The 14,073-nt window shown below is 45.5% G+C and carries 13 protein-coding genes; 9 read left to right on the top strand and 4 right to left on the bottom strand.

The annotated features are described in order from the left end of the window. Positions 1–44: 44 nt before the first annotated feature. Complete coding sequence (locus tag MHN09_RS16980) at positions 45–2,726, bottom strand: glycoside hydrolase family 16 protein (protein ID WP_239241549.1); 2,682 nt, start codon at positions 2,724–2,726, stop codon at positions 45–47. 394 nt (positions 2,727–3,120) lie between these two features. Here MHN09_RS16980 and MHN09_RS16975 point away from each other — a divergent pair, with 394 nt between their 5' ends. The 6 genes from MHN09_RS16975 (at position 3,121) to MHN09_RS16950 (ending at position 9,783) form a co-directional block, all read left to right on the top strand. Next, positions 3,121–4,113, top strand: coding sequence for a cation diffusion facilitator family transporter (locus tag MHN09_RS16975; RefSeq protein WP_168532766.1), 993 nt, complete (start codon positions 3,121–3,123; stop codon positions 4,111–4,113). Between the two features lie 111 nt (positions 4,114–4,224). Then, entirely contained in the window at positions 4,225–5,220 is a 996-nt protein-coding gene (locus MHN09_RS16970) for a YeiH family protein (RefSeq protein WP_168532764.1), read from the top strand. Between the two features lie 159 nt (positions 5,221–5,379). Next, positions 5,380–6,462 (top strand): methyl-accepting chemotaxis protein, encoded by a 1,083-nt coding sequence (locus MHN09_RS16965; protein ID WP_168532762.1) that lies wholly within the window; start codon positions 5,380–5,382, stop codon positions 6,460–6,462. An 88-nt stretch (positions 6,463–6,550) separates the two neighbouring features. Beyond that, positions 6,551–7,234 carry a hypothetical protein gene (locus MHN09_RS16960; protein ID WP_239241548.1) on the top strand — a complete coding sequence of 228 codons (684 nt, stop codon included), beginning with the start codon at positions 6,551–6,553 and terminating at the stop codon, positions 7,232–7,234. Between the two features lie 2 nt (positions 7,235–7,236). Continuing rightward, positions 7,237–8,079: an ATP-binding protein gene (locus MHN09_RS16955; protein ID WP_239241547.1), complete on the top strand. Its 843-nt coding sequence runs from the start codon at positions 7,237–7,239 to the stop codon at positions 8,077–8,079. A 132-nt stretch (positions 8,080–8,211) separates the two neighbouring features. Then, complete coding sequence (locus MHN09_RS16950) at positions 8,212–9,783, top strand: PAS domain-containing methyl-accepting chemotaxis protein (protein WP_239241546.1); 1,572 nt, start codon at positions 8,212–8,214, stop codon at positions 9,781–9,783. A 129-nt stretch (positions 9,784–9,912) separates the two neighbouring features. On the opposite strand, the gene MHN09_RS16945 is transcribed toward MHN09_RS16950, so the two are convergent. The 3 genes from MHN09_RS16945 to MHN09_RS16935 all read right to left on the bottom strand — a co-directional run bounded on the left by MHN09_RS16945 (position 9,913) and on the right by MHN09_RS16935 (position 12,557). Further along, complete coding sequence (locus MHN09_RS16945) at positions 9,913–11,244, bottom strand: ABC transporter permease (protein ID WP_239241545.1); 1,332 nt, start codon at positions 11,242–11,244, stop codon at positions 9,913–9,915. Next, positions 11,244–12,047, bottom strand: coding sequence for an ABC transporter ATP-binding protein (locus tag MHN09_RS16940; RefSeq protein ID WP_239241544.1), 804 nt, complete (start codon positions 12,045–12,047; stop codon positions 11,244–11,246). Before MHN09_RS16940 ends, MHN09_RS16945 begins: the two co-directional genes overlap by 1 nt. Positions 12,048–12,269: 222 nt before the next feature. Then, entirely contained in the window at positions 12,270–12,557 is a 288-nt protein-coding gene (locus MHN09_RS16935; RefSeq protein WP_014951121.1) for a YebG family protein, read from the bottom strand. 246 nt (positions 12,558–12,803) lie between these two features. Between MHN09_RS16935 and rpsF the strand changes: the two genes are divergently transcribed. From rpsF to rplI, 3 genes are read left to right on the top strand one after another with little or no spacing between them, the layout of a single operon-like run. Then, positions 12,804–13,205, top strand: a complete 402-nt coding sequence (rpsF, locus tag MHN09_RS16930; protein ID WP_014951120.1) for a 30S ribosomal protein S6 — start codon at positions 12,804–12,806, stop codon at positions 13,203–13,205. A gap of 11 nt (positions 13,206–13,216) precedes the next feature. Continuing rightward, positions 13,217–13,444: a 30S ribosomal protein S18 gene (rpsR, locus tag MHN09_RS16925; RefSeq protein WP_012519954.1), complete on the top strand. Its 228-nt coding sequence runs from the start codon at positions 13,217–13,219 to the stop codon at positions 13,442–13,444. Between the two features lie 26 nt (positions 13,445–13,470). Continuing rightward, complete coding sequence (gene rplI / locus MHN09_RS16920) at positions 13,471–13,923, top strand: 50S ribosomal protein L9 (protein ID WP_012519953.1); 453 nt, start codon at positions 13,471–13,473, stop codon at positions 13,921–13,923. Positions 13,924–14,073 lie beyond the last annotated feature (150 nt).

Below are 14,073 nucleotides of genomic sequence, written 5' to 3'. Positions count from 1 at the left end.
AATTGGTCACTGCCGCTTTAAAGGCTAAAGCGGCATTTGCTTTGTTACTGTGCTGCTATTTCTACATTGTCGATGCGATAAACTGCACCTTCGCCTTGCCCCCATGCTGGGAACATCATGATGACGTTGATAGCGCTGATATCTAAGCCTGCGTCATATAGGGTTTGTAGTGGGAAAGTGTATGTTTGCCATTCACCTTCAACCGGATCAGCACCTTCCAAGCTGGCCGACATTGGAAGTTCAACAGCAGAAGAGACATTAATGGACTCTACTTTGAACAACCAAGGTGCAGAGGCGTCGTTAGGCATTGAGCTTACTTTCATTTCAAACTTAATCGCGCCATTTGAAAGTAGTGATGAAGCATCGAATGATACGGTTTCATCAGCTAAGAAACCCATCACCGTTGGTGTAGCGCCAATGCGAAATTCTGCTACTGTGCCGTGTTCCGCGTCGTCTACTTCTTCAGTTGGCGTTGAGCCACCACAACAATCCCAGATTGACCATTGTTCAGCTGCTGTATCAGCAAAGAGTGTGATGCCCGCACCTGACGCATCTTCGCCGCTATCAGGGTGGTAAAATTTCACATTGTCTAAGCGATAAACCGCGCCTACACCTGTGCCCCAAGCTGGGAAAACCATAATGACGTCGATAGCACTTACGTCCAAACCACGTGCCTGCAATTCTGAAATAGTAAATGTGTAGGTTTGCCATTCACCTTCCACAGGCTCCTGACCCTCAACGCTATCAGAAAGTGGCAATTCAACAGCAGTAGATGCGCCATTAGACTCGATTTTGAATATCCAAGATGCTTCGGCGTTACTAGGCGCACTCACTACGCGCATATCAAACTGCAATAAGCCACCGTCGGTAAGTGCTGTAGCATCGAACGGGGTGTCACCGCCGCCAGATTCAGGACGCGTGATAAAGCCCATTACAGTCGGTTCTGCGCCAATTCGAAATTCTGCAGTTAGACCGTGTTCTTCGTTGTCCATTTCTTCAGTAGGGGTAGAGCCGCCACAGCAGTCCCACATAGGCCAGTTAGGGTTTTGCCCATCTTCGAAGATGACTAATTCTGGGTAGCTAGCTCCGCCTTCTTGCGAAATTTCTACGTTAGCCATGCGATACACTGCTCCATTGCCGGTATCCCACGCAGGGAAAACCATGATGACATCGATAGCACTTGTATCTAAGCCTGCTGCTGCAAGCGCGCTAAGTGGAAATTCGTAAGACTCCCACACACCCTGTTCAGGCGCAGCACCAGCGGTGTCTGCGGGTCCTACATAGCCGTCCATCAGTGGAAGTTCTGCGGCAGTTGAACCTTCAGAACTTTCAATCTTAAATAGCCAATTAGTTGTCGCATTTGCAGGCAGCGATGTAACTTTCAGATCGAATTTAACACTGCCAGTTTCTTCCATTGGAGACGCATCAAACGGAGACGCTTCACCTTCTGGGTCGGTAATGAATTGAGCTCGACTGATAAAGCCCATTACCGTAGGTGTTTCATTAATAGCAAATTCGAAAACCTGTCCTTGCTCGGCATCTTCTACAAGTGCTGGTGTTGAACCACCGCAGCAGTCCCACGCAGGCCAGTTTGGATTAGGTGTTCCGTCGAAAATAGTAAGGTTTTGTGCAACACCGGTTGACGGTGGTGAAGGGATAGGCGCCTCGCCTTCCACTAATGCATCGTCTAGTGAGTTGTAACCTGGGCGAACAGTTTCACAGCCCTTGCCGGTGTCTGGGTTCGATGCACATTCGTACACTCGAACATAATCGACCTCGTAAGTCTGACCTTCGACAAACGCTTCAGCATCAATACCCGTTTCGTTTACGTTAGCTGGCCAGTCGCCACCTACTGCAAAGTTAAGGATAATGTAGAATTCTTGATCGAATGGCGCGTTGTCCCAGTGAGTGGTTAGCTCACCTGTGCCTTGCTCAAAGTATTCCGCATACCAGCCGCGGTGAGAAAGTCCAGTTGCGTCACCGTTTGCGTTATAACGAACTTCTGAACGACGCTGCGTAGCGTAAAGGTAATCGTCCATGTACCAGCGAATTTCGCCTTCTTGCCATTCAACGGCGTAGGTGTGAAAGTCGTCTGCTGGATTCGCTCCATCAGGAAGCGAGTAGGCTTTGCCTGAGCTATCGTTATTTGGCCATTCTTGACCATAGTGAAGGGTGCCGTGAATATGGCTTTCAGGATTGCCGTCAGCATCTAGTGCTTTAAGGTTTACGGCTTCCATGATGTCAATTTCGCCAGAACGAGGCCAGCCACCGTAAACCTCATCAGTAGGCATCATCCAAAACGCCGGCCAACTGCCTTGGCCCGAGGGTAATTTAGCACGCATTTCAATACGGCCGTATTTAAAGTCTGCTTTGTAGCGCGTGTTTAGACGGGCTGACGTGTAAGGCTTTTGCGCTCCTTCTTCCGCGGGTAGAGCAACAATTTTTAGGCTACCGTCAGACACAAATGAATTGTCTTCGCTGTCGGTATAACACTGAGATTCATTATTGCCGCCACCGTCGCAGTTTACTTCGTGAGTCCAGTTGTCATCGTCAATACTGTTCCCATCGAATTCGTCGCTCCATACCAGCTCCCAGTCAGAAACGGGTGCCGCAGGATCAACAACGTCGATGTCTGTAGATGTGGTTGCTCCGCCTCCACAGCCAAATAGGGTTGCGACTGAGATCGCGGCAGCTATCCGCGAAAGTTGAGATGCTTTTTTCGTCATTGTTTTCAGCCCTGATCTAAAGAAATTGGGTTTTTATGTAGTGGCAAATGCCACGTAAAAAGCTTTTTGTAAGCGCTTACAATTTAGGTCAAATAAAAATGGCTGTTTGAAAGCGCTTACATTACATTAAGCGACTGACACATAAAGATCAATACTGTTCTCAAAAAATTAACATTTGGCTGTCGGTCTTATTTTTGTTGTTTTTCGTTTATTTTCAAGTAAAACAATAAGATAAGGTTGTATTAGAGTGTGGGTTAAAATTTAAAGGTGCTTGTTTCACTCACTATTTACAAATTATCTCAGGGACTTGTTAATGACCTGTGCTCGATATTTTGTTCGCACCTGGGTACACATCACGTTAAGCTCAATATACGATCTCATGTGAGTTGTTATTATGCATCACCACAATCACAGCACTACCGCCTCTAATCATCATAAAGGTCAGCATCACGGCCATCACCACGGTGCGCATGCTGAAGCGCTAGGCACAGATTCCACACGCATTGGATGGGCGTTCTGGCTAAATTTCATCTTTACTATTATTGAATTCATCGGGGGTTGGCTTACTAACAGTGTCGCCATAATGGCCGATGCTGTTCATGATTTAGGAGACTCTCTATCCATAGGTCTGGCGTGGTATTTAAGTAAGCTCGGAAATAAAGCATCTACCGAAAAGTATACGTATGGCTTCAAACGGCTGAGCCTTATGGGAGCTATGATCAACGGCGTTATCTTGGTGATTGGCTCAATTTGGGTGTTGTCTGAGGCCATCCCTCGTTTATCTAACCCCGAAATGCCCGTTACAGAGGGTATGATTGGATTAGCGATCCTAGGTATTGTCGTGAATGGATTTGCAGCTTATAAACTCCACGGCGGTCATTCGATGAATGAAAAGGTGCTTAACTGGCACTTAATTGAAGACACGATGGGGTGGGTAGCGGTACTGGTAGTAGCCATTGTGCTCCATTTTGTTGAATGGCCTATACTCGACCCAATTTTATCTATTGGTTTTACGCTATTTATTTTGGTCAATGTTGTTCGGTATGTTGTGCAGACCATGTCTTTGTTTCTACAGGGCGTACCTGACTTGGCTACAAGGAATGCTATTAGCAACACGCTTTTGAAAATCGAGCACGTTGAAGAAATTCACCATGTACATTTTTGGTCGCTTGACGGAGAGCAGCACGTGCTTACTGCACACGTGGTAATAAACTGTGCAATAGACAATGACAAACTGAGAGCACTCAAAAAGGAAGTTCACGAGCGTTTAGCCCCCTTTGAACTTGCTCATACCACGATAGAGTTTGAGTTGCCGGGTGAGCCATGTCGTGATGATAATGACCATTTACACGCCCACTCTCATGAACACCAGCACGAAGAGATATAAGTTGCGTTTAACTCTGGCGAGAGTAGGGATTCGTTCTCTAGAGGCCTACGAAAATCAAGCTATTGTAGTGATAGGCCTTTTAAGCAATAACTATAATTAACAAATAAAAGTATGAATATTAGATATCAAGCGATTCTCCCGGGAGTAAGCGTTTCGGTCATAACCGGCTTGGCGGCTCTTTTTCTCAGCGATCACTACGGTTCCCCTGCCATGCTGTTTGCTCTTCTGATAGGAATGGCTGTTTCTTTCCTCTATCGAGCCGATTCACCAAGTACCGAAGGGATTGATTTCTGTGCCAGTACTCTATTACGTACAGGTGTTGTACTCCTTGGTTTAAGGCTCGCACTTGAAGATTTAACGGCACTGGGTTGGGATACGCTGGGCTTATTGTGCTTTGCCATTTTAACGACTATTTTGCTTGGAATTGGCCTCGCTAAAATTTTTGGGTTAAAAGGGCAGTTAGGTGCCTTAACAGGAGGCGCAGTTGCCATCTGTGGCGCATCCGCTGCATTAGCTATATCTACCATTCTACCCAAAGGCCAGCACCATGAGCGAGATACACTAGTTACCGTTATTGGCGTTACCGCTATGTCTACAATCGCCATGGTACTCTATCCTATTATCGCTGTTCAGCTAAACCTGTCAGACAGTGAAGCCGGCATTTTTCTAGGTGGCACTATTCATGATGTTGCGCAAGTTGTAGGGGCAGGGTACTCGATTTCTCAGGAAGTAGGTGATATGGCGACGCTAACTAAACTTGTTAGGGTGGCTATGCTAGTTCCAGTAGTTATGATTATGGTGTTAGTCGTAGCAAAAACCTTATCTGTTGGTATCAAAAGCCGCCAAACAAACAGTCCTAAAATACCACTGTTTTTAGTCGGCTTCGTAATGATGATGCTCGTGAACAGCTTCTTTGTTTTACCTGAAAGTCTTGTAGAGATGGGGAGTCAAATCTCACGTTTTTTCCTCATCGTTTCCATAGCCGCGATTGGAATGAAATCAAACTTGGGTCAGCTCATCAATGTTGGTGTGCGACCAATAATTATGATTTTCGCAGAAACCTTATGGTTAGCACTCATCATTTTAGGGTACTTACACTTTTCGTAACGTTAGATAAGAAACTGGACGCGTCGTTTTAAATGTATCGAATTTAGAAAATCTGCCGATATTCAATGCATAACGCTACTTCAGACTAATAGTTAAATGGTCTGGATATCTGTTAATCTGAACAAAATAACTCTATAAAAAACATATCGGTAACCACACATGTTTGTATCTCGCAGTAAATACGAAGAAAAAGAAGCGCAAGTACGTAAACTAGAAGCAAGAGTGCAAGAAGCCTTAGACAAAATTGACGTTTTAGAGGCAGAAAATAGTGAGCTCATTAATGCCATTGAGGCTGCAAGTAGCCAGCACGCATCGTCGAACGATTCCGTTGTAATGAAGTGCATTATTGATGGTATGCGTCAATTAGAAGGTATTCGTGAAACGGTGTTGACCACTTATCAGCGTATTGACGCTGAGAATCAGTCAGTGGCTAATATTCATGAGCTCTTTAGTGACTCCGCTACTACGTTAAGCAAAATTGTTACCGACATGAGCGGGCTTAATGTCCAAATGGGCAGCATGAGTGAACGTATATCGGGGCTATCAACAACAGCAGATAACATTAATAAATTTGTTACTACTATTACGAGTATTTCTGATCAAACTAACTTACTTGCGCTAAACGCTGCTATCGAAGCTGCGCGAGCAGGCGATGCAGGCCGCGGGTTTAGTGTTGTTGCTGATGAAGTACGCGCATTGGCGACAGAAACCAACAAATCAGCAACAGAAGTATCTGAGCTGGTGAACGGTATAATTCAGTCTACTTCCAAAGCGGTTTCAGGTGTTAATGAGCTGCGCGGTAACAATGAGCAGCTAGGGACCGGCATTAATCAGCTAAATGGCAGCTACGAAGTTATGGTACAACACTGTGACAGTATGAAGTCCACTATTAGCGAAGGCGCAATTGCTACGTTCATTCAAACAGTAAAATTGGATCATGTAGTGTGGAAGGCCGAGGTTTATGCGGTGCTGTGCGGTTACAGCAATAAATCTGTAGCGGACTTTGGCGATCATAAGAACTGCCGCCTTGGGCAGTGGTATAGCGACAATGCTAACAAAGCGATTGGCCAGACAACGGCATTCAGAGAGATTGAAGCGCCGCATGCAAAAGTGCATAGTAGCGGTATCGCTGCCGTTCTAGCTAAACAAAATGGCAACAACGCTGAGGCAAATGCTAAGCTTATGGAAATGGAACAAGCCAGTGAGAGAGTACTAACTCTACTTGATAGGCTAGTTAATTAGCGGCCGTAGAACTCTATGGTTCGATAGGCCCTATTGAGACGCATGGCGCTCTGAGATTTTATCGGCGATTTAAATGGAGGGCTTCTTGGTGAGTGAAACATCGTATTCCACCGAACACGAGCGTATTCTTGCGCTGGAAGCCCGCGTTAACTCGTTAGCGCGACAACTTAAGCGTCAAAAAATTGCGCGTAAAAACGCAGAATCTTTCTTAGAAACCTATTCTCAAGATGCTTATCTAGCAAACCAAGCGCTTAGAAAAGCACTAAATGATTCGAAGCAGCGAGAGCGAGAGCTGCTCTACCTCAACAGAGCTGCATCACAGCTTTCCAATGCCCAGCCAGGTAAAAGTTTTATATTCTCTGCCTTAGAATCGGCGGTGGAATTTAGTAGTGCCCATTGTGGAAAAGCATTCATTGTGAAAAATGATGAACTAGTAGTGGGCGAAGATAACCAAGTACTTACTTATGAAGAGGGTTGGCGTAGCTCCCCAGAGCTTGCCGAATTGATTAAGTTTGAAACACCACTTTCCTTAAGGGACAGTTACTCCCATTGGTGTGTTACTGCAGTTCAGCGACCCGACACTCAAAAAGAGGCGCGCTTACTTCACTTCATGCATGAGATGGCAGACGGCGAATTCGCTTGGCTCGTGTTACTTACCAAAGACGATCACTTAGAAGAAGAAACGCTTCACGTTCTTGATACCTCCAAACATTATCTAAACATTACGTCTCGTTACCAGAACAAAAAACTGAGCTCACCAGTCGGCAAATAGAATTGAGTTCGGTTAAAAAAGACAGAGACTTTCTAGAAGAAAGGCTGGTTAGTGCAGACAAGATGACGATGTTGGGGCAACTTGCTGCGGGTATAGCACACGAAATCAATAACCCTATCGGCTATGTTCGAAGCAATACGGTGGTTGCAAAAGAAATTTTTAGCGACTATCAACACGCGTTAGAAGAAATAGGCAAGCTTTGTCGCACTGCTGGTGGAGAGGTAGAGTCGCAGTTCGAGGCGCTTGAAAAGCGCTTTTCATTACAAGAAAGTGCGAGCGAAATTACAGAGATGTTCAATGAATCTCACGAGGGCATTGAACGTATTATTGAAATTGTAAAAGCGCTGCGAAGTTTTTCGTATCCAGGCTCAGGAAAGCATACGCAAATAAGCGCTGTAGAAGCTATGAATACGGTTATCAAGCTAACGAACAACCTGCACAGGTACAAAAACAAAGTTAATTTAGAAGTACCGGACAAAGACGTTTATTTCCTTGGTAACGCAGGGCAAATTCAGCAGGTATTGGTTAATTTCGTAACCAACGCTATTTATGCTACCCCAGAAGGAAAGTCTATCACCCTAAAAGTACAAAAAGATGAAAAGAACGCCATGCTTATCGTAGAAGACGAAGGTATCGGTATGTCGAAAGAAACACTGGATAGAATATTCACGCCCTTTTTTACAACTAAACCACCCGGCGAGGGAACAGGGTTGGGAATGTCTATTTCCATGACTATTGTTGAAGAGCACAACGGAAAGATAAATATCACTAGCGAAGAAGGAAAGGGTACGCGCGTTACCGTTTTGTTACCTCTAGCCCAAAGTATAAATTGCTTTCCTAAATAGCTGATAGAATATAGAATTTCTCTAATTTTTTCTTCCTGCTAGACAGAATTTGTTTATGTTCTAGTCTTAGGAGGTAAGCAACATTTCCTACGATTAACGGATGGTTGCTTTGCTACATGGAGAAAGCACCGAATGAGAAACAATCAGCCAGTTACCCAAAAAGAATATAAGTTTCCAGCACATCATCGCCTGATATCTTCGACCGATAAGCGCGGTGTTATCCAGCATTGCAATAGCGAATTTGTAGAGGCGAGCGGATATACTCGTGAAGAACTCATTGGTAAAAACCACAATGTTATCCGTCATCCAGATATGCCAGCCCCCGTATTCAAAGAGATGTGGCGTACTTTGGAATCTGGGCAGAGCTGGTTAGGTCTCGTTAAAAACAGAAGAAAAAATGGCGATCATTATTGGGTTTCGGCCTTCGTAACGCCTGTGTACGAGGGGAAAACCGTTGTCGGCTATGAGTCCGTTCGAGTTCCAGCGTTGAATGATGAAATAACGCGTGCTTCCGGTGTTTATGCAAGAATGCAGCAAGGAAAGTCAGCGGTATCACCAATGTCGCGCTTAGCTCAAAACCTAATGCATCTGGCGCCTACGTTGCTGATAAGTGCTGTCTTAGTAATAGCTTTTGCATTTACCCACGGCGCCGCTGCGGCTGGCATTGCGCTGCTTGGAGCTATAGTTTTAATGATTGCTCAAGAAGCCAAGACAAGAAAAGACTGGGGCGCGCTGCTTTCTCTTAGCCCAGAAAGCTACGCGAATGAAACGGTGGCACAAACCTACTTCCCAGACCCCCCTCACATAAGCCAAGCCAAACTTGCACTGGGGTGTGAACTTGCCAGAAATCGCACGGCATTAACCCGAATTAAAGATGCGTCAGCGGGGCTCGAATCAATTGCTAACACCACGCATGAGCAAGCAGAAAGCACCAGTGCCGCGGTTGTTCAGCAAAATCAAGCTACACAGCAAATTGCGTCTGCGGTAACACAAATGAGTCAAGCGATTCAAGAAGTTGCCGAACGAGTAGAAAGTAACGCAAAGAGCGCAAGGACAGCGGCATCCAATGTAGAGACAGGCAACCAAAAAGCAGAACAAGCCATGCAGGCGATCGTAGCGTTGCGCGAGGCGGTAGAGTCTATTTCTACCACAGTGACAGAGTTGGCTCAGTCAACCAGCGATATTGGCGAAGCGGCCAATATCATCTCGACCATCGCTGAGCAGACTAACCTGTTAGCGCTTAATGCTGCGATTGAAGCTGCAAGGGCTGGCGAACAAGGAAGAGGTTTTGCGGTTGTTGCCGATGAGGTTCGTACTTTAGCTTCGAAAACTCGCGAATCGACCGATAAAATCCACAACATCATTAATGAATTGGCTGAGCGTTCTGATCGAGCTGTAAGGGTATCGACGGAAGGGCTAGCTTCAGCTGAGCACGGCAGCGCTATAGTAGAAGAAACCCGAGGTGCATTGTTTGAAATTAACAATGCAGTGAAAGGTATCGCTGATGCCACGGTAGAGATGTCTTCAGCGGTAGAAGAACAAAGCACGGTGGCAGAGCATATTAACCAGCAGTTAGTAGAAGTCGCTGACGGCGCGTCTGAAACCCAGCGTTCATCTGAAGCATCGCTTGCAGCAAGCCACGATTTGCGCGCAACGGTTAATCAGGTTCACGAGCTAATATTGCGTTTCAGTACAGATAAGTGAGTAGGAGAGTAATACTCACTCCAGCTCGCTTAAGCTCGCTCCATTAAAAGACCTATTGCCTATTTGCGCACAGATGTGGGGCTAAATAGAAGCTGACAAAACCCGAAACAACGCTGTAGGCATGGGTATTTATGAGTTCGCGTTTAGTCCCGCGTGTAGGCCGCGTCTGTAGGCCGCCACAGCGGGGAATAGTGAAACCAAGTATGTGCACCCCAGTATCAGTAAAATGATAATAACACTGCTTTGTCCAAACAGCGGGCTGCTTAAAAACAACCCATAGGTACTGCTTAACCAAGGTTTTAGTGCGCTCATAAGCCCAGCTACCAAGCCTAAACTCAGTGCGGCACTCACAATCGTAAGCAGCATCGCTTCAATCTGTATGAGTAGCAGTAAGGTAAACGGTCCTGCGCCTATAGTTCGTAAAACGGCGATTTCTTGATAACGCTCCCTCATCGTTGCTAGCAGCATAGTCGCAAGCCCAATAAGCGCGCAGATGACGATAAGACCGGAAAGGCCAAGCAATAGCGATTCAACATTTCCCATAATTTGCCAAAGTTCTGCGAGTGCCATGCCCGGTAGAATAGCCATTAGCGGCTCTTTTTTACTTTGATTAATTTGATACTGAAGCTGCAGTGCAGTTACCCGATGTTTAAGCCCCAGCATCACCACGGATACTGACTCAGGCGTAAACGCTTCGCTATTGTAAACTGCATGTTCTTTTGTATGCTCGTCATGCTCATGCTCATGCTCATGCTCATGCTCATGCTCATGCTCGTTCGCCTTGTCAGCAGATTTACGGCCTAACATTGAGGTGGGCGAATGTTTAGGTCCTGTGTGGGCTTCTTCAAGTCCCTGTAGGGTAACGTATACGGCTTTATCTACGGGCGTACCGGTTTTCTTAACTATGCCTGAGATAGTGAAAGGGTGATCATCATGGTTGTTGAACGATACGCTACCCAGACCATGGGAAATAATAATCTTATCCCCTACCTTGTACCCCAATGATTTGGCGATATCTGCGCCAATAACGGTAGACAGTGGCTGCGTAAATGTCGAGCCTGCTGCCATTTCAAGTGATTGCATATCACCGTATTTAAAGTGGTCGAAAAAGCTGTTGGTCGTACCTACTACTCTAAAACCTCTGTGGGTATCACCCAAAGATAGTGGGATAAGCCACGATACCTGCTTGTTAGATTGAAGCGCCGCAATACTTTTATATTCAATACCTTTGGTGGGAGTGCCTATATTAAACACTGATGACAGGAGTAAATTAAGCTGTCCACTTGGTGCGCCAACAATAAGATCTACACCAGAAACGGTGCGCGTAAAACTGGTTTTAACTTGGGTGCGAATAACGTCCACGCACAAAAGTAAACTAATGCTGATGGTAATGCTTAAAAGTGTGAGGATTGCCGTTGTTTTCCTGCGCTTTAAGCTTTCAATAGCAATGGTACTTAGCATTACGCACGCTCCTGTGCTTTTGTGGCCTCATCGCCTCGCGTTTTTATGTGGTTTGTACTTGGGCTTAATTCACTCATGCTGCAGTGGCGGTCGAAATAACTCTCCATGGCTTTATCGTGACTAACAAAAATCATGGTGCTTTCACCTGCAACGTCTTTTAACAGCGACATAAAACTATCTCTGGCATCGGTATCTAGGGCAGAGGTAGGTTCATCGACAATTAATAATTGTGGGTCGTTAATCAGTGCTCTGGCAATGGCAACGCGCTGCTGCTGACCAATACTCAATGCGTCAGCTTTCGCATGCAGCACGTGAGAAGGCAGCTGTAGCTTGTCCAGTAAATGACGAAGCTTTGCGTCTGATGCTGTCTTGCTGACGTTTGTACTTGCAAAATACACCGCCGCATTAATGTTCTGTGCCACAGAAAGGTAGGGAATAAGATTAAATTGTTGAAAAACAACGCCGATATTGCGTGCTCTAAACTTGTCCCGCTGTCGGTTCGATAATGCGGAGAAAGGCTGCGCTAATAAGGCGATGTCGCCCTGAGTTGGAGTTAATGTTCCGCACAGCAAATTGAGCAATGTGCTCTTTCCGCTACCCGAAGGCCCTGAGAGAAAAACGTGCTCACCTTGCGAAACTTGCCACGCTTTAATGTCAATGATGGGGGCACTTTCTTTGGTGTACGAAAACTGTAAATTGCTAACTTCAATCGCTGTGTTGCGCTCTTCAGTCACTGCGCTGCGGCCTTCAATTACTGCATTGCGCTGGGAGTGAGTGCTATTGTTTTTATTGAAGGTATTCACGCTAAGCCCGACCTGTATTTACGTCTTATGTTCACATTAGCAAAAGCGACACGTCTGTTCACCCAGTTAAAAACCAGAGAAAACACATTGCCGCGTTGAGGTAATGTTATCAAATAACATTTTTGCGTATAGCTATGCTATCAGATCTCATCAGCCTAAAGCGGCAATTGCTCTTATTAATTGCTCATCATAACGACGCAAAAGAGAGGCGCGCCTAAATTATCAGCCGTTAGCTTGTAGCTTTACCACTTCTGCGCTTTCATCTTCTAATACGCTTTCTGCGGTAGCGCCTTTGAAAATCTTACTGATTTTATCTTTGTTTTTAGACAGCATGATGGTGAGCTCTTCCACTACGCTATCGTCTAGCTTGATGCCCTTCGCATGAATGTAGTCAGCAAGGTTATCTGCTGCATCGAGCATTTTGTCATACTGATCGGCTTCTTTTTTGTCGGTAGTTACCAATTTTTCTACCCCTTTGTGCGTAACAACATACTGTGTGGTAATGGCCATGGTAGGTCCCCTGTTTATTAAAGACACAAAAACTGTACAGTATTTTACTGTATAAATAAACAGTATTTTGATTAAATGTCTGAGCGTAGTGTTTGGGGAAAGGGCAAATGATTGTTCTAAAGGTGATTAATGCTTGTGCAATTAGTAACTGCTGCGTATAATGCGCGCCCTTACAGCCATCCCAATTCGTTCCTTGTCTCCATACAGTCGGCTGTACTGTCGAGGCTACAACCGTAAGGAGCTATAATGCGTCATTACGAAATCGTATTTATGGTTCACCCTGATCAGAGTGAACAAGTACCTGGTATGATCGAGCGTTATACCACAATCCTAAAGCAAGACGGTGGTCAGATTCATCGTTTAGAAGATTGGGGCCGTCGTCAACTGGCTTACCCAATTGAAAAGCTGCACAAAGCCCACTACGTACTAATCAATGCTGAAGCGTCTGCAGAAGCTGTTGATGAATTGGAAAATGCTTTCCGTTTCAACGACGTGATCCTACGTAACATGGTTATGCGCACTAAGACTGCTGTGACTGAGCCTTCTCCAATGATGAAAGAAGAGCCTCGTCGTGAGCGTCGTGACGATTCTGCTCCTCGCCAAGATCGCGCGGAAAAGAAAACTGAAACCACTGAAGACAACGCTTAAGGAGATCACCCATGGCTCGTTTTTTCAGACGTCGTAAGTTCTGCCGTTTCACTGCAGAAGGTGTGACTGAGATTGATTACAAAGATATCGCTACTCTTAAGAACTACATCACTGAGAGCGGTAAAATTGTCCCTAGCCGTATTACTGGTACAAGCGCAAAATATCAGCGTCAGCTGTCTTCTGCGATCAAGCGCGCACGTTTCCTTGCGTTGCTTCCGTACACTGATTCACACAAGTAATTTGGCGAATATAAGGGTTAGCTAAGATGAATATCATCCTACTAGATAAAATCGCCAACCTTGGCGGCCTGGGCGACCAAGTGACTGTTAAGTCTGGTTACGCTCGTAACTTCCTTTTCCCACAGGGTAAAGCGGTTCCTGCAACTAAAGACAACGTTGAAAAGTTCGAAGCACGTCGTGCTGAACTTGAAGCGAAAATTGCTGAGCAACTAGCTGCTGCTAACGCACGCGCTGAAAAAGTTGCTGAGCTTGCTGAAGTTACAATCGCAGCTCCTGCTGGTGACGAAGGTAAACTATTTGGCTCTGTTGGTACTCGTGACATCGCTGATGCAATCACTGCAGCTGGCGTTGAAGTACAAAAAGCAGAAGTTAAACTACCTACTGGTACTCTTCGTGAAACTGGTGAGTATGACATCGACTTACAACTTCACTCTGACGTTATCACTTCAATCAAAGTGATCATCATTGCTGAAGCGTAATCGCTGACGTATTTGAAAAAAGCCGCTCCTAGAGCGGCTTTTTTTTTGCTCTATGTCCCGTCCTAAAATACGTTGACATAAAGAGGATTTCTTTATGACAACTTCAAGTAATCAAAGGCCTAAGCGCACACAGCGTGATTACACCTTAGC

It is taken from the genome of Alteromonas sp. MmMcT2-5 (assembly GCF_022348315.1).
In the GTDB taxonomy this organism is placed as follows: Bacteria; Pseudomonadota; Gammaproteobacteria; order Enterobacterales; family Alteromonadaceae; genus Alteromonas; species Alteromonas macleodii.
The sequence above is the reverse complement of the archived record's forward strand: the minus strand, read 5'-3'. Positions and strand labels throughout refer to the sequence as shown.